Source organism: Sphingomonas sp. BRN-1R, assembly GCF_057748035.1.
Window position 1 is genome coordinate 447,283 of record NZ_CM173236.1, and the last position, 15,502, is coordinate 462,784.

At 63.5% G+C, this 15,502-nt stretch carries 14 protein-coding genes; 7 read left to right on the forward strand and 7 right to left on the reverse strand.

Features of this window, described 5'->3' with window-relative positions; all coding sequences use genetic code 11:
- Positions 1-3: 3 nt before the first annotated feature.
- The gene (locus tag AC3ANX_RS02095) at positions 4-1,503 is read right to left on the reverse strand and encodes an FAD-binding oxidoreductase (RefSeq protein WP_488335385.1); all 1,500 of its coding nucleotides are present in this window, start codon (positions 1,501-1,503) and stop codon (positions 4-6) included.
- A 130-nt stretch (positions 1,504-1,633) separates the two neighbouring features.
- Here AC3ANX_RS02095 and AC3ANX_RS02100 point away from each other — a divergent pair, with 130 nt between their 5' ends.
- Entirely contained in the window at positions 1,634-2,029 is a 396-nt protein-coding gene (locus tag AC3ANX_RS02100; RefSeq protein ID WP_488335386.1) for a c-type cytochrome, read from the forward strand.
- 10 nt (positions 2,030-2,039) lie between these two features.
- Here AC3ANX_RS02100 and AC3ANX_RS02105 read toward each other — a convergent pair whose 3' ends face one another.
- The gene (locus AC3ANX_RS02105) at positions 2,040-4,010 is read right to left on the reverse strand and encodes a TonB-dependent receptor (RefSeq protein ID WP_488335387.1); all 1,971 of its coding nucleotides are present in this window, start codon (positions 4,008-4,010) and stop codon (positions 2,040-2,042) included.
- A gap of 224 nt (positions 4,011-4,234) precedes the next feature.
- Positions 4,235-7,144, reverse strand: coding sequence for a TonB-dependent receptor domain-containing protein (locus AC3ANX_RS02110; RefSeq protein WP_488335388.1), 2,910 nt, complete (start codon positions 7,142-7,144; stop codon positions 4,235-4,237).
- 207 nt (positions 7,145-7,351) lie between these two features.
- On the opposite strand from AC3ANX_RS02110, the gene AC3ANX_RS02115 reads away from it, so the two are divergent.
- A complete protein-coding gene (locus AC3ANX_RS02115; RefSeq protein ID WP_488335389.1) occupies positions 7,352-7,816 on the forward strand; it encodes a nuclear transport factor 2 family protein in 465 nt (154 codons plus the stop codon).
- Between the two features lie 12 nt (positions 7,817-7,828).
- Here the strand turns inward: AC3ANX_RS02115 and AC3ANX_RS02120 are convergent, their stop codons facing one another.
- A complete protein-coding gene (locus AC3ANX_RS02120) occupies positions 7,829-8,467 on the reverse strand; it encodes a phosphatase PAP2 family protein (RefSeq protein WP_488335390.1) in 639 nt (212 codons plus the stop codon).
- 418 nt (positions 8,468-8,885) lie between these two features.
- On the opposite strand from AC3ANX_RS02120, the gene AC3ANX_RS02125 reads away from it, so the two are divergent.
- From AC3ANX_RS02125 to AC3ANX_RS02140, 4 genes are all read left to right on the forward strand, one after another.
- Positions 8,886-9,644, forward strand: a complete 759-nt coding sequence (locus AC3ANX_RS02125) for a nuclear transport factor 2 family protein (RefSeq protein WP_488335391.1) — start codon at positions 8,886-8,888, stop codon at positions 9,642-9,644.
- Positions 9,645-9,934: 290 nt separating this feature from the next.
- Positions 9,935-10,315 (forward strand): DUF6152 family protein, encoded by a 381-nt coding sequence (locus tag AC3ANX_RS02130; protein ID WP_488335392.1) that lies wholly within the window; start codon positions 9,935-9,937, stop codon positions 10,313-10,315.
- Between the two features lie 67 nt (positions 10,316-10,382).
- Positions 10,383-11,189: a hypothetical protein gene (locus AC3ANX_RS02135; RefSeq protein ID WP_488335393.1), complete on the forward strand. Its 807-nt coding sequence runs from the start codon at positions 10,383-10,385 to the stop codon at positions 11,187-11,189.
- Positions 11,190-11,203: 14 nt separating this feature from the next.
- The gene (locus AC3ANX_RS02140; protein ID WP_488335394.1) at positions 11,204-11,902 is read left to right on the forward strand and encodes a hypothetical protein; all 699 of its coding nucleotides are present in this window, start codon (positions 11,204-11,206) and stop codon (positions 11,900-11,902) included.
- Between the two features lie 9 nt (positions 11,903-11,911).
- Here the strand turns inward: AC3ANX_RS02140 and AC3ANX_RS02145 are convergent, their stop codons facing one another.
- A complete protein-coding gene (locus tag AC3ANX_RS02145; RefSeq protein WP_488335395.1) occupies positions 11,912-12,805 on the reverse strand; it encodes an alpha/beta fold hydrolase in 894 nt (297 codons plus the stop codon).
- A gap of 20 nt (positions 12,806-12,825) precedes the next feature.
- Here AC3ANX_RS02145 and AC3ANX_RS02150 point away from each other — a divergent pair, with 20 nt between their 5' ends.
- Positions 12,826-14,217 (forward strand): helix-turn-helix domain-containing protein, encoded by a 1,392-nt coding sequence (locus tag AC3ANX_RS02150; RefSeq protein WP_488335396.1) that lies wholly within the window; start codon positions 12,826-12,828, stop codon positions 14,215-14,217.
- A gap of 3 nt (positions 14,218-14,220) precedes the next feature.
- On the opposite strand, the gene AC3ANX_RS02155 is transcribed toward AC3ANX_RS02150, so the two are convergent.
- Positions 14,221-14,709 carry a DUF6644 family protein gene (locus tag AC3ANX_RS02155; RefSeq protein ID WP_488335397.1) on the reverse strand — a complete coding sequence of 163 codons (489 nt, stop codon included), beginning with the start codon at positions 14,707-14,709 and terminating at the stop codon, positions 14,221-14,223.
- A gap of 38 nt (positions 14,710-14,747) precedes the next feature.
- Positions 14,748-15,227: a DUF6644 family protein gene (locus tag AC3ANX_RS02160; RefSeq protein WP_488336864.1), complete on the reverse strand. Its 480-nt coding sequence runs from the start codon at positions 15,225-15,227 to the stop codon at positions 14,748-14,750.
- Between the last annotated feature and the right edge of the window lie 275 nt (positions 15,228-15,502).

Consider the following 15,502-nt stretch of genomic DNA (forward strand, 5'->3'; position numbering starts at 1 on the left):
CGCTTACGCTGGCATAGCCTTGCCGAGGAACCCTTCGAAGCGACCTTGTGGATCGTGTTTGCGGCGGAGCTGTTCGTATTTACGCCAGGCTTCCGGCGAGAAGTACCGCTGCGGATGGTGCAGCATGTTCTCGTCGTTGAGTTGCCCGCCAAGCGAAATGTCATCCAGCTCCTTCATACGGGCCGGTGGCCACGCTTCCATCGCGGCGTCCTGCGCGGGGTCTGTCCATAAGGTATAGGTACCGACATAGATCGGCCCCTGCATCGACAGCGCCATGTCGGTGGGGAAAGGCTTTACCGGTCCCCAGGCGAACCAGAAGGTGTGGGTGTGGGGCGTCGGCAGATCGAGGAAGACCTTGCGCAGGCGCGGGACCAGCTTCTCGGTTGGTGCGTCGGTGTAGAAATTATCGGCGGCGAAGCGCATGCCGGCGGGGTCGGCCTTGAAGCCGCTCTGATAGCGTTCCTCAAGGGTTGTCGGCACCTTGACGACTTTGAAGTTTGCCTTGTCTTTCACAGGGCAGGTTTCGAGAAGGTCGAGCGCCGCATCGGCAAGCTTCTCATCATCGGTCAGCGCAAGCGCCGCCATCGATATCCGCGTTTTGCACGGTTCGCCCGTGTCACGGCTGTTGGCGGTCGTGGACATGATGAATTCGAGATAGGGCGGGATCTTCGGAACGAGGTCGCACGCCCAGGCCATCAGATCGTCGAAGACGGCTTCAGCATCGTCAAAGCCGTAAGCCGTCGCCTTCCAGACCTTCGGCTTGGGATGCGCCTGCAACTGCATCCGCACGATCACGCCGAAAAAGCCGGCGCCGCCGCCCCGCGCTGCCCACCAGAAATCACTATTCTGGTGGCGGTCGGCGCGGATCAACTCGCCGTCGGCATTTACGACATCGATGGCGAGCACGTGCCGTGCGCCGTTACCCCATAGCCGCGAGTTCCAGCCGAACCCACCGTTCATGCAAAAACCCCCGATCCCGGGCGAGGGGTGGTGCGCTGTCGGCACCACCAGATCGTGTGCGTCGAGCTCGCGATTGATGACCGACCCGATCATGCTGGGGCTGACCCATAAGGTCTGTGTGGCAGGATCGATCTTGATCTCCTGCATGCGGGCCATGTCGATCAAGACGCAGTCGTCGCGGATGTGCGCGGAGGACCAACTATGCCCGCCTGAGCGCGTGGTCACCTTCAGGTCGTGTTCCTTGGCGAACTTGACCGCCGTCACGATGTCGGCATCGTTGAGCGGCTGAACGATGACCTGCGGATAGCGCTTCGGCTTGTTCATGCGGTAACATGTCGAGCCGCGCGCCGCCTCGTAGGCCTCGTCGCCTTTCCAGTAAACCCGGCCGTCAATCGCCTCGTTGAGCGCGAACTTCGTCTTCTCGCTCAGCGCCTCGCCCATGCCGTTGCAGGCGACCAGCAACTGGCTTGTCGATACGACCAGCCCGGTGGTGGCGAGCGTCTTCAGAACGGTCCGGCGCCCGACGCTGCTTTCCTTCGTCATCCTCAATCCCTTCTGCCTTTATATTCTCTATAGCGCTAATTATGTGGACTGTAAGCCCGATTTCGCTTAGCTGGACGCTGACGGTGCGCCGTAGGCGGGACCGGAGAGGAAGAGGATGGAGGGCGGCGATATGCGCAAGATGCTGGCCGTGGGGTTTGCGGCCGCGATGCTGGGCGTGGCTGCGCTGACACTTGCGCATCCCCTGACCGGAGCCGGTCAGCCGTTCGATCGGCAGGATCGCGATCCTAATCTGGAGATGGATCGCCAACTCGTTGCGCACGGTTGCGCGCTGTGCCACGGCGCGAGCTACGCGCGGGTTGGACCGGCGATGCACGATATAGCCCAGGTTCATGCGGGAGACGGCGCAGCCGGAGCGGCGCAGCTCAAGCAAAGTATCCTCAATGGCAGCAAGGGGCGCTGGGGCACCGCGATCATGCCGCCCCAGCATCAGGTGACACCGGCCGAGGCGGACAAGATCGTCGCCACCATCCAGTCGCTCAACAGCAATCCGTTCGCATCGAATTGAGCAGCACCGCTCACTGGAAGTGATATTTGGCGCCGATCCGTACCGTGCGAGGCTCGACAACGCGGCTCAGCCGCCCGTCGGTCGGCGCCGTGTCGTAGCCTGGTACATACGATTCGTAAAAGTAGGCGACGTCTTTGTCACGGCTGTTGGCGACGTTGAGCAACTCGGCGAAGACGTCGATATGGCGGTGCTTCCACCCGGCACGCAGGTTGATCACCGTGCTGCCCCTGTCTCGCACGCTGTTATCCTCGATCAGAGGGTAAGGACCCAGGTGTCGCACTCTGACACTCGCCTCCCAACTGCCGCGCACTGCGGAGATGCCTACCGATGCAGCATTTTCGAAAGCATTCGGGACGTGATCGCCATTGTCGTAGCGGGCGTGACTCGCAGTATAGTTGGCGTCCAGCGCTAGCCATGTGACGGGGCGCCAGAACGCGACCAGTTCGACACCGTGGCGGCGGCTCGCTCCGCTCGGCTCGACCGCGTTGGAGTCTCCTGAAAAGCGCAATTCGCTGTCGAGATCGAGCCACCAATAGGTCGCCGTCACCGTCAGTCCACCACGCTGAAACCGTGCGCCGAGTTCCCGCCCCGTGCCGGGCACCAGCACGGGCACCGGAGTGGCGCTCACCGCGCCGCGCACGTCGTTCGAATGGAAGCCACGGCCCCAATTGGCGTAGAGTTCGGCGAATGATGCGATCTGCCATGCCAGCGCGAGCTTGGGAGAGACGATCGCGTCGCTACCGCTGCCCTGGCCTAGCGCGGCCGCCTCGGCATCGCGGGCGCGTACCGTATAGCGGTACACGTCGCCACGCAGGCCGCCGATCACGCGGACGCCGTTCAGCGGTTTCCACGTCGCCTCGCCATAAACTCCGCCCGATCCCTCGCTGACGCGGTATGCGCCGAGCGACTGGACGAAGCGGTTCGCGTCGGTGTGATAGACGCCGACGCGCGGTATGCCGTCCCAGCGGTCTTGCGTTCCGAGCGTGAAAGATAAGGCGGGTGTTACCTCCCAGCGCTTTTCGGCCGAAAGCTCCAGCACCCAGCGACGATCGAACTGCGTGATCTGCGCGCTGCTGCCATCGGCATTGGCGTAGGTCGGATTGGACGACATACGCCAATCATAGTATTGCGCCGACACAGTGCTTTTGAAGCTGTCGCCGGTCAGCGCCGCCGTGGCGATGAGGCGATCGGTGCGGCCGCGCGCGCTTGGATCGGGCGAGCAGAAGACATCGGTGCAGCCCGGCGTACCGATGATGCGTTCGGGGATCTGCTCGGTCGGCCGCCAAGTCGCCTGATAGGCTTGAAGCGAAAGTGCCAGCCGATCGCCGGCGAGCGACGTTATGTATTTGGCGAACCCGGAAAAATGCCGCAGCCGCTCGGGCTGCTGCCACGGTCCGTCATATGATTTGGTCTCGCCGACGAGTGTCAGGTCGCCCGCGCCGAGCCGGGATATCGTTCCGCCGGCCGCTAGTCGCCGCCATCCATAGGAGCCGCCCTCAATCGACGCCCAGGCGGTATCGAAGCGGTCGACCGTTTGCATGTACGATGCGCCCGCCAGCGCGAAATCGCCGCCGGCGGCACGATATGGCCCTTTGTTGAAATCCTCACGGTCGATCACCTCGGGGATTACGCCGTTGAGATCGAGGTAGCCCTGACCATGTCCGTGAGTGCGCAGGTTGAGCTGCACGCCATCGAGATAGGTGGTGAAGTCAGACCCATGATCGAGGTTGAAGCCGCGCAGGAAATACTGATTTGCCTTGCCGCTACCTGAATGTTGCGCGGCGATCATGCCGGGAATCGCTTCGAGCAGTTCTGCGGTGCGAAGCAGCGGACGGACCAGCAGGTCCGCGCCGCCGATCGTGCCTTCGCTAGCCGCACCAGCCGTGCCGATGCGCGCGGCACCGCGACCGAACACGATGACCTCCGTCTGGTCGGCGGGGGGCGGCGTTTCGGCCGGAGCCGGGGCGGACGGATCACGCAACGAAGTCGGATCGCTGGCCAGCACGGTCAGCAGCAGGATCGATAACAGGGGGAGTTCCTCTCACTGGCGGCCGTGTCGGCGTACGGCTCGTCAGCGAGGGGTAGAGCGCAAGATGGGCTTCGGAAAAGTGACGAACGGTAGCTGTAACGCCTGTAACACGCGTACAGAGCGGCCGGACCATCCGCAGATGCTCCGGCCGATCGAGGCATGCTCTCGCTTAAACGTCAGAAGTTTAGGCGGACGCCGATCTTGTACGAACGCCCGATCAGATCGTAGTTCAGGTTGCGCGTACCGTTTGTAATCGCGATCAGCGCGTAGGTCGGCGGCTTCACGTTGAAGAGATTGTTGACAACGCCAAACAGTTGGAACTGCTTCGTCACGCCAAGGTGCCCAGACAGATTTGTATAAAGCGCGCCGGGAAAGCGATTTTGCGAGATCGAGTTTGCGTTTGTATTGAGATACCCCGAATCCGTCGGATCGACCACTTGTGCGCCGTTGGTGCTGCCACCCGCCAGCGTATAGGCAGTAAGCACGTCATACTTCACGCCGCTGAAGCCGCGGAGCTGTACCTCCAGACCCGACAGGCCCTGCTCGTAACTGACCGTAACATTGTACGTCCAGCGTGGCACACCCTGCGCCGTACCGGCCGTTTCGAAGGGCTGCGGACGGATCAACGTAAGGAATTGCTGCAAGTGCATGGCATAGTTGGCAAGGCCATGTATTTCGAGACGGCCGGGCAGGCCGAAATTAGGGAGGCGATATCCCGCCTCGAAGTCGATGCCCTCTGATTTGAGCGCGTTGAGGTTGACCGACAGATTGCCCGCCGAGGTGATGCCGTTGCCGCCCGCCACCGTGTTGAAGACGACGCCCGGGCACGTCGTCGCGCCGCCTGCGATCAGCGTTGCACAGATGCTCTGGGTCTGCGCGGAGTTGGGACGGGCAATCGCGCCGTTGATCTTGATGTTGTAATAATCCACCGCAACGCGGAAGCCACGCAGCCCGCCGTGATCGAACTGAAGCGAGCCGCCGCCGGTGAAGGTGTCGGCCTTTTCCGGCACGAGATTCGGGTTTCCACTGGCGAAGATGTTGGTTGTACCCGTAACGCCGTAACCGAAGGTGCCGGGGATGTTGTTGGTCGTCGATGTCGGCAGCGCGCCGCCGATGAAATACAACTCGTTCAGGTTCGGTGCGCGAATGTCACGCGAACGGGTGGCGCGGAACCGAAGCCCGGAGACGGGCTCCCACACGCCGCCGACCTTCCAGGTCGTCACCGCGCCACTGATCGCATAATCGGTGCGGCGCACGGCAGCATTGAGATCGAGCGCCTTGGTAAAGGACATGTCCTTCAGCAACGGCACGCCGACTTCGACGAAGCCCTCTTTCACGGTGTTCTTGCCGCCGAACGTCGTGAAGTTGCCGAGCGAGTAAACGCTCGAATTGCCCAGTACGTCGCTGACCACGCGCAGCTTGTCCTGCCGCCACTCAGCGCCGAGCGCGAGCGACACGTCACCCGCCCACAACGAGAAAGGCGAACCTGAGATGCTGCCCGAAACGACGTCCTGGCTGATCACCGTGTCCTGGTGCTGCGTGTTGTAGATGTAGTTGAGCGCCGCCTGATTGGTGTTCACGCCGAACGGATTGAACGCAACGCAAGACTTGCCCGTGGTCGCTTCGTAGAGGTTGAGCTGCGAGATCAGCAGCGCGTTGAGGTTCGGGTTGGTCGTCGTTCCGTTACACCCGTAAACCGCCTTGTACAGCGCGGAAGTAACGAGACCCGAGGTGTTGAAATCCTGATGCGTCCAGCCGTGCTGGTAATAGACCTCAGCTTTGAACTTCCCGAAGTCGCCCTTGATCCCGCCGACATAGCTGTGCATGTCAAGATTCTGATAGGTAATGTTGCCACCGCCGTTCTCTGTCATCAACCGGCCAACCGAAACATTGGTCCCGGTGTAAAGCCCTTGCAGCGACGCGGGCAGGCTGCTGCGTGGCACGAGGAAGCTGGTCGCATAATTGGCGGTAAGCTGCGGCGGCAGGTTGGTATGCGCATAATTCGCTTCGCCATAGACCGTGATGGCGTCGCTCAGCGCGAATTCCGCACGCCCATAGCCGACGATGCGCGAAGTGCTGTTTTGCAGGGGAAAGAAGGAATTGGGGTTATAACCCTGATTTGCGGTGCTGCCGGTCATCACCGCCGTCGTGCCGCTGCCGAAAACCGTGCCCTGATTGAAGACCGAAGGATTACCGCTCGCGTCGAAGGAATAGAGCTGACCGGTGGTGGTTCGCGTGGTGATGAGACCGCCGGGGGTCACGTTGGCGAGTTCGACGCCGCTTGCGAACGTCTGCGCCGGCAGGCCGAGCGCGACGCGCTGTGCGGCCGAAACGCTGAGCAGGCCAGGTTCGCTGCTGTCGCGCGTGTAGATGTTGCCGACACCCTCGCTACGCGCCCAGTCGAGCCCGGCGATGATGTGTCCACGGCCGCCGCCAAAGCTCATGCCGCCTGCCGCGTTGATCGTATATTGCGCACCGTCGCCGCGATCGGTGATGCCGGTCTGTGTGCTGATATGAATGCCGGTGAGATGATCCTTGAGGATGAAGTTGGTTACCCCGGCTACCGCATCCGAGCCATAGGCCGCCGAAGCGCCGCCCGTGACCACTTCGACACGCTCGACGAGCCCGACCGGGATCATATTGGTGTCGAACGAACCGGACGCGACGGTGCCAACATGACGATGGCCGTTAACCAGCACCAAGGTGCGGGTGTCGCCCAGGCCGCGCAGGTCGATCAGCGACTGTACGCCCGATTGCTGATCCGCCACGCGGCCGCTGCCGGCGGCTGACCGGCTGGTGCGGAACGCAGGCAGCTCGTTGACGACATCGGAGATCTGCGTCGGCGCGCGCTGAGCGATCGCCTCGGCATTCAGCGTCGTCACTGGCGTGGGCGCTGTGAAATTCGGGTTGGAAAGACGCGATCCTGTCACGACAACGTCCGGCTGATCGCCCTGTTCGGCGGGGGTGGCGTTAGCTCCGGAAGTCGCGGCGGTCGTCGGCGCAGTGTCCTGGGCGGCAGCCGCGGCGGGCAACAGCATCGTGAGTGCGGCGGTGGTGCTCATCAGCAAAATGGTATGCGAACGCATGTTCTCTCCCCTGTGATGGTCGTCGGCGGTGAGCGAACCGTTACGGCAACCGTTTGCGTGGTCAGGCGCCACGTTGACGGGCAGGGTTACCGCGAAGATTTTGTCGCGTCGAAGAATAACAGGTAGCTGATAGACGATGAACCCGATGGCTTGCCGGCCGTCCTCGTCGGCAGCACGTTTACACTCCTTGCAAAACGGGAGTTGCACATGCGGATCTTGGTGGAAATGAGCGTGGCGGGGCTGCTCGCGGTGACGATGGGGAGCCCCGCCTGGGCGAAGCGCACCGCGCAGGAGGATGCGAACGCCCGCGTCGTTTCAGGCTTCCTCGATACGGTGTTCAACCGCCATCAGGTCGCCGAAGGCTTTCAGAAATATGTCGGGCCGGATTACATCCAGCATAACCCCAACGTGCCCTCCGGATCGGAGGCCGGGACTGCGGGCCTGACCCGGCTCGTCGCCAAGTTCCCGCAGATGCACGTCGACGTGCGACGGATTGTAGCCGATGGCGACATCGTCGCTGCGCATGTCCATGAAGTGCGCGAACCCGGCCAACGCGGCACGGCCATTGCGGAGTTCTTTCGGATCGCCAACGGCCGCATCGTCGAGCATTGGGATGTGATCCAGGAGGTCGCCGACCCGGCAACCTCCAAGAACGCCAATGGTATGTTCTGACGTCGGACCGGATCAGTACGGCGGAGTCAGTAGCGCTTCCTCGGCGGCACAGCCCTGCGGGGCCGGGCCGCCGGCGAGTGCGGCGATCTGCGCGCGCGCCTTGGCGAGATCGCTTGCGAAATCCGGTTGAGCACGCATCCGTGCATAGAGTGAGCCGGCGAGATCGCGTCCGCTGCTCACCTCGCTCGGGGTGGCGAACCCGCATACCGCAGCGCTCTCGCCATACGCACGCGCGCGTCGGGCCAGCGCATCGGCGCGGGTAGGAAGCGCTTCCGTCAGGATCATCGCCACCGTCCAGCCCCAGCCGGACTGAAGCGACGGCGAACCTGAGGCCATCGTCAATGGCTTGTCGGCGATGCAGGTCGGCCCGGCGTCACGTGAGTATGGGCGTTGCGACGCGTGAGCGGCCGGTAGCTTGGTCACCGCGATCATATCCGTCCGGTAGCGCGACAGAAGGCTCACCAGCGCGGGGACGGTGTCGGCGCCGAGCGTCACGCCGGCTGCGCAACTGAAAGCCTTCAGGATACCCTTTCCCGCATCGGCTTGAGCCAGCGCCCAGCGCGGTGTGTGGGCAAGTCCGCGCGTGTCGCGAAACACGGCGCGGTCATAGGCATCACGGGACGATCCGGCGGCTGGTGGAGTGATCGTCACGCCTGGATGAACACCGCTGCTCGGAAGATACGCGCGAAACTCAGGAGGCAGGCCTGGCCCTGTAGGCGGCGGGGCAGCGTTTTGTGCCGCGCGTACGCCAACCGCCCCGAGCAGCGCTGCGCCTGCGAGAACGAGTGTATGTGTTGTGAACCGCCGCATCGCATCCTCCTGCTGTTTGTGCGTGTGTTAGAGCGATCGAACCCAACACCCGACGGTTAATCAGCTATGCGATTTCCGGAAGAACGGTCGCCGAGATTCTTTAAGCGATTGTAATAGCGAGATTGTTGGCATCTCAGGGCTCGTTGGCGGTTGCGCCGTTGAGCGTTTCGCAACGACGCGCCTGCGCTATGCATCGCCTGCGAGACGGCCCGCTGGGCCGCAGGAGAGGAGATCGCACATGAAAAGACGAGTCGCTGCAATGGCCACGGCGCTGCTGGCAATCACCACCGCCGCCTTCGGCTCGGCACCCGCCGCCGCCGCTTCAGAGCAATGCTCGACGCTCCCCGCCGCTGAGAAGGTGATTGCGCTCAATGAGATTGCCAACCTCGCCGGTCGCTACGGTCATCTCGGAACACTGCGCGGCGAGGGAACTCTGGAAGAGTTGTTCGCGATGAAGACGCCAGGCGTCAGCTGGCAGACTCCCGGCGGCCCGGTCGGGATCGACGCCATGAAGGCGCGCTTCGCCGACCCGGACGAAGATCGTCGTCCCGGCATCCTCCATATGCATTCGATGTTTTCGCCGGTCATCGAAATCGCCGGTGATGGCAAGACGGCCAAGGGTGTGTGGGACAGTTTCGGCCCCAGCATCAACGGCCCCGACGACGTCGGGAGCTGGCTGTGGATCAAATATGCGATGGATTTCGTACGCGAGGACGGCAAGTGGAAGATCTGGCACCTGCGGATCTATCCGGTGTTCAACACCAAGTTCAACACACCCATCACCCAGACCGCGCGCGACCTGGCCAACAAGCCGCAACAGCCCATGATCGCTGGCGTGACCGGTCGTGATACGGTGCGTGCAGGCGCGAACCCGATGTCGGCGCGGCCGGGTTATGTGCTGCCGTCCGACGTTTGGCATTATGACGGCAAATCGGCTCCGGTCGGCCCGTACATTCCTGAGCCCTACTGCCATTTCGACCCCGCGCACGCTTATGGCACGACAGCGCCGGCCAAGTAGCGGATGCTGCGGCTGATCGCGGCGGCGGGCCTTGCGCTCGCCGCCGCCACCGTCTGCGGCGTTAGCGGAAAGCATTCGGACGCCGGATGAGTGCCTATCGCACACCCATTTCGCGGCGCTGCCGACGCAGCAATTCAATCGCCTGAACTGATCGGTCGGTGTTGTGGGACTGTTCGAGAAAATTACCGTCTAGCTGAAATACTGAAGATAGGGCTATTCGGGAGACTTAAGAGCCCCGAAATGAGGGGCGTAACCGAAGCGCCGATCAGCGGCGCGCCAGGAGTGGAAGCATGAGATTTTCTATTGCGGCACGCGTTCTTGCCGCTCTTGCGCTCGCAACCCCCATCCTCGCCGACGCGCATCATTCCGCCGCGGCGTTCGACCGTTCGAAACCCATCGTCGTAGGCGGGACGCTCAAGACGTTCGAATGGGCCAACCCGCACACATGGATCACGGTGGTGGTGCCGGACGGCAAGGGTGGCACCGAGGATTGGCGGCTTGAAGGGCCATCCGTATCGATCCTCGCGCGTAACGGTTGGAAGAAGACGTCGATCACGCCCGGCGAGAAGCTGAAGATGCTCGTCGCGCCCAATCGCGACGGCTCCAAAGGCGGCGAGTTCCTCACCGTGAAGAAGGCGGACGGGACCACGTTGAAATTCGGCATCGTCTGATCTGGCGATCGTGCGGTGCAGCCGGCGGGAAGACCGGCCTAACGACCCAAAGAGAGGAGGGATGCCGATGAGCGATCGCGCCAAGGCAAGATATGTGCGCCGGATTCTAGGCGTGATACTGGGGTTGGCGATCACAGGCGTCGCTCCGGGTTTGGCCGGAGCGGCTCATGCCCAGGTCACCGGCGCGACCGACGATGATTTGAAGGACGCCCCGCCGCAGTTCAAAGAAAGTCTGTCGAACGGACGCATCAAACCCGACGCATCGGAACTGACGCGCCAGAACATCTCGGGGCCACCGCCATCGAAAGACCCGCGGGACTTCAACGGCATGTATAACTTCCTGCGAACGCCGGCGGCCCGTGCGCCGGGCGGCGCGCCCAAACCCGCCGGCCCTCCGCCGGCGGCGCCGGGCGGGTTGACGGCGCCGCGCGCAAGCAATGTTGGGGCCGGCGCCTGTGTCGTCAACGGTTTCGGCGGGCTGACGAGCTACTCCACGACGATCCTCGTGAATCCGATGGAGGTGGTGTTCCTCATGGAGGAAAATCACGTTCTGCGCTGGGCCAGATTCACCGATAGTCACGATCCGGCTGCGCAACCGTCGTTTACGGGCGATTCCATCGCGCGCTGGGACGGCAACACGCTGGTGATCGACACCACGCAGGTCGCCACGCGCGGTCAGAGTGGCACCGATCATTATGTCGAGCGCGCGACCAAACTGCCCGATGGCAACATCGCGATCGAACGCAGCAAGGTGGCCGCCGATGGCGCGATGCAGCCGATCGAAAAGGTCACGCTGCGCTGGCGGCCGGACCTCCACTATGTTGAGGACATATGCGAGGATTTCGGCGAAGCCTTCGGAGTGGGCTACAAATGAGCAGGGGAAAGACGATGCTGAAGCACGCGGCGCTGCTCGCCGCCATCCTCGTCGCGCCTACGGCGCACGCCGCGGACGGTATGCCGCACCAGTGGCTGCAAGGCACGTGGAAGGCGCAGGGAGACGGGCTGCTCCATCCGACTGATGGCAAGCCGATCCCGCTCAAGCCCGCACTCGCAAAAGCCTATGCTGCCAAGCGCGCGGCGTGGCTGTCGGGTGACCCCCAGGTCGATTCCGCGCGTCGATGCAAGCCGCCGGGCGAGCCGCGTCTGATGCTCGATCCCGCAACGCCCTTCTCAGTCGTGGTGACGCAGCCGCGCATCCTGTTCGGCTATCAGTGGAACCGGCTCGTTCGTATGATCGAGATGGGGCCGCCGCGCGATGTCATCGGGCCGATCTATTTCGGGCAGAATGCCGGATCGTGGGATGGTGAGACGCTGGTCGTCGATGTGCAGGCGCTTCACGGCGGCGTGGCGCTGGACCGATCGGGCCTGCCGCATGGCGACACTGCGCGGCTGACCGAACGATTCCGGGCGCTCGGTCCCGACCGGATGGAGGTTTCGATCCATATCGAAGACGCCGAGACCTTCACGCGCCCCTGGGACGCCAAGGTCGTGCTGGCGCGACAGAACGGGTTGATCGTCAAAGAGGACATCTGCCTTGATCGCGAACACCTCGCCGGCAAGCTGGTCGATCCGGACACCGGCAAGTGAGTGTCGCGCTCAGGCGTGACGCCTGAGGAAATCGAGCACGATGCGGTTGAAGAGATCGGGCCGTTCCCAATAGGTGGAATGGCCCGCACCCGCGACGACCGCCGTTTCGCTGCCGGGCAGACGGCGGTGCAATTCGGTCTGGAGCGGCGGCGGCACGAACAGGTCCGCATCGCCGGTCAGCCACAATACCGGCATCCGCAGGCCCGAGATCGCCTGCCAGCTTTGCGTGGCGGGCGGCGGCGGCCCAAGCGGGGCGGTGCGGGACGCGCGCTCCAGTGCGGCCCAGCGCGCGGTGCCCTCGGGATCTGCGGCGCGGTAGGAGGGACCGAGTTCGCGTACCTCTGCGGGCAGGGCGTCGAAGGGTTGGGGGCGGAGATCGGCAGCGCGCTTCCGAAAGGCGTCGTCATCGACCGTTCCGATGCTGTTGGCGACGATCAAGCTCCGGACCCGGTCGGGATGAGAGACGCTGAAATCGAGCGCGGTTCCGCCGCCGGCCGCCGAGCCGAGCAGATCAAAACGATCGAGTTGCAGCGCCGCCGCGAGTGCAAGGATGTCGGCGTTGGCACCCGGATCCGCGCCGGTGACGACGGTGCGCGCATGGCCGCGGCGCGACCAGGCGACGACGCGCAGCCCGGCGGCGTGGAAAGCCGCCTGCTGATATCCCCACACCAACGCGCTGCCGGTGACGGGATGCGCGAGCAGGATCGTCCGCCCTGTGCCCCCGGTATCGGTGACATAAAGCCGCGCGCCGGGCGCTTCGATCATCCGCTCGCGCAGCATCGGCGGCGAGGGCGGCGGCAGCGGCTGCCAAACGGCCGGTTCGGCGCGCACGCGTGACGACACAAGGACAGTTGCGCTGCCGATCGCGGCCAGCGCGCCGCGGCGTGTCGTTCCGTCTGCCATTTCGCTCTCGCTCCCGTTTTGTGACGATGTTCCGCGCCGGCCACCATCCGTCAATGCGAGATGCGGTATGCGAAAAGTCACATGACATCGTCGCGCGAAAGCCGGTAGAAGGCGCGATGGTTGAGGAAGATCGCGCCGCGTTCGAGCGGCAGGTGGCGCGGGTGCGGGCTTCGAACGCGCTTGGCAAGTCGGTGGCGCTGGCGCGATTGTTCGACTATCTGGTTCAGACGTCCTCTGAAGGCCGCTCTCCCAAGGAACTGGAGGTGGCCGAGGCGGTGTTTGCACGGGGCGGCGAATTCGACGCCGTGCAGGACGCGTCGGTACGCGTTTACGTTCACAGGCTACGCAAGAAGCTTGAGGCGTTTTTCGCCGACGGCGAAGAGACCGAGCGGCTCGTTATGCGCAGGGGGGAATATCGGCTCGACGTGGTACGCGCGGCGGCCGTCGAGCCGGACGCGCTGCCCATGCCGGTTCCTCCACCGGCGCGGAGGCGCGGCTGGCTGCTTCCGGCGCTTGCAGGTGCGGCCGTGTCGGCCGTCGCCTGTTTTGTGAGTTTTGGGACGCTGCTCGGGCCGGATAAGCCCGATCAGGACGTGCAGGCAGTGCGGGAATCGCATCTCTGGGCGGAGACGCTGACGCCGGGCAAGCCGATCGTCGTCGTGCTCGGTGACTATTACATCTTCGGTGAGCGCGACGCGAGCGGTCAGGTCAAGCGGCTGGTGCGCGAATATGCCATCAACTCGCGTTACGATCTCGACGAACACGTCATGCGCAATCCCGAACTGAACGGGCGCTATGTGGATCTTGGGCTGCGGTATTACCCGATCGGCGTCGCCACCGCGCTGCGCGACATCATGCCGGTGCTACGGACTGCCGGGCGTCGCGAGCACATGCCGCGCGTAATCCCCGCCTCGGACCTGACGCCGGACATGCTGCGGATCAGCAACGTGGTCTATATCGGCTATCTGAGCGGGCTTGGTGCTTTGCGCAATCCAGTGTTCAATGGTTCGCGTTTTGCGGTGGGGCAGTCGTATGACGAGCTGATCGATCGCATCTCACATCATAGCTATACCGCCACAACGAGTGCGCCGGGCGGTGCCGGTCCCCAGCAGGATTATGGCTATATCGCCGCATTTCCAGGGCCGAACGACAACCGCATCGTCGTGATCGCGGGCACGCGCGATGCGGCGGTGATGCAGGCGGCGGATTACGCGACCCAGCGCGCTTCGGCGGTCAGCCTGAACAAGGATGGTGCCAAGGCATTCGAGGCGCTCTTGCGGGTCGATACGCTGGGTGACCAGAACCTTGCGGGACGCCTGCTGTTGAGCGCACCGATCGAGGCCGGGAAGATCTGGCGTTCGACAACCCCGCAAGTCTTTCCGGATGACGGGCAGGCGGCCACTTCGCGTTGAGGCTCAGACGAACCCGATCCACCGCCCCGCAAAGACGACGCCCACCCAGAAACACAGCGACAGGCAACCGGCGATACGCGCGGCGGCCGGTGTCGGCAGGCGATGGTTCCAGTCGTGAACGCTGCGGTAGGCGGTGAGGTGGAACACGGCCATGTTCAGCCCGGCAAGAACCAGCAACACCAGCTTCGCACGAAACGGGAACAGCCCCCAGTACCGCGTCGCTGCCGAGCTGAACAACAACGAGCCGGTCACGACCGCGACGAGGAAGCACATCCACGTCCATGGCAAGGTTTCCTTGGCCAGTTCGAGAACGCCGTAATCACGCCGCGAAACGCCGAGCAGCCGCAGGTCGAGCATGGCGATTGATCCTACCACCAGCACGATGGCGGCGACATGCACCACCTCCAGCGCCGGGAAAAGCCAGGTCGATTCAGCTATGGCAGTGGCGAACGGCATCGCTTCGAGCCGGGTGAAGATGTCGATCAGCGCCATCGGGCGTTCCTATGTCGGAGAGTGAGGTGACGCGTGCGTCAGGCGTACGCGATCCAGCGACCGCAGAAGATGATCGCGAACCACAGGATCAGGGAGGCGAGCGCAACGATGCGCACAGTCTCGCGCTTCGCGGGCGACATGCTGCGAAACGGCGCATCCTCCAGCACGCGGTGCAGCGGGATCGTCAGGAGGACGACGATCAGCAACATCGTCATCTTGTACCAGAAGAAGGCGTTGAGCAGTTCGCGGCCGGGTTCGCCGACGATCATGATAATGCCCGTCACGAGCAGCACAGGCAGCGTCCACCACACCCAGGGCAAGAAGTGATGCGCCATCTGCCGCACCGATTGCTCCCGCCCGATCAACCCGGCGAGGCGAAGGTTGAGCATCGCGACCGACGACATGACGATGGCGATGGCGAGAATATGGATACTCTGGACGGTGGGGATCACCCACACGGTGTCCTTGATCGCGCTACTCGCCGCAGTCGCTTCGATTGCGGTGACGAGTCGGTGCATGTCCACCAGTTCCACTCCTTAGCCTCACGCGGCTATGGCCGCCTTCATTGCGGACGACGTTTGCAGGAGCGCGAAAACCCCGCAAGTGATAATTCGCGAAGACAAGAAATATGAGAGACATTTACGGTAGCCAGGACCAGTGAAACGGGATTGTTCCGTGTTGCTTGGATGGACGCCCCGCAGCCATTTCGCGCGATGCGACGGCTGTAACGCGCTGTAACGTCGGTAAACGGTAACGAACTGGACAGCGACGGACCGAGCGCGGCACCGCAAGG

What these genes read in the sequence shown, in the direction of transcription:
- AC3ANX_RS02095 (WP_488335385.1), bottom strand. Translation starts at nt 1,503, where the DNA reads ATGACGAAGGAAAGCAGCGTCGGGCGCCGGACCGTTCTGAAGACGCTC.
- AC3ANX_RS02100 (WP_488335386.1), top strand. Translation starts at nt 1,634, where the DNA reads ATGCGCAAGATGCTGGCCGTGGGGTTTGCGGCCGCGATGCTGGGCGTG.
- AC3ANX_RS02110 (WP_488335388.1), bottom strand. Translation starts at nt 7,144, where the DNA reads ATGCGTTCGCATACCATTTTGCTGATGAGCACCACCGCCGCACTCACG.
- AC3ANX_RS02115 (WP_488335389.1), top strand. Translation starts at nt 7,352, where the DNA reads ATGCGGATCTTGGTGGAAATGAGCGTGGCGGGGCTGCTCGCGGTGACG.
- AC3ANX_RS02125 (WP_488335391.1), top strand. Translation starts at nt 8,886, where the DNA reads ATGGCCACGGCGCTGCTGGCAATCACCACCGCCGCCTTCGGCTCGGCA.
- AC3ANX_RS02130 (WP_488335392.1), top strand. Translation starts at nt 9,935, where the DNA reads ATGAGATTTTCTATTGCGGCACGCGTTCTTGCCGCTCTTGCGCTCGCA.
- AC3ANX_RS02135 (WP_488335393.1), top strand. Translation starts at nt 10,383, where the DNA reads ATGAGCGATCGCGCCAAGGCAAGATATGTGCGCCGGATTCTAGGCGTG.
- AC3ANX_RS02140 (WP_488335394.1), top strand. Translation starts at nt 11,204, where the DNA reads ATGCTGAAGCACGCGGCGCTGCTCGCCGCCATCCTCGTCGCGCCTACG.
- AC3ANX_RS02145 (WP_488335395.1), bottom strand. Translation starts at nt 12,805, where the DNA reads ATGGCAGACGGAACGACACGCCGCGGCGCGCTGGCCGCGATCGGCAGC.
- AC3ANX_RS02155 (WP_488335397.1), bottom strand. Translation starts at nt 14,709, where the DNA reads ATGGCGCTGATCGACATCTTCACCCGGCTCGAAGCGATGCCGTTCGCC.
- AC3ANX_RS02160 (WP_488336864.1), bottom strand. Translation starts at nt 15,227, where the DNA reads ATGCACCGACTCGTCACCGCAATCGAAGCGACTGCGGCGAGTAGCGCG.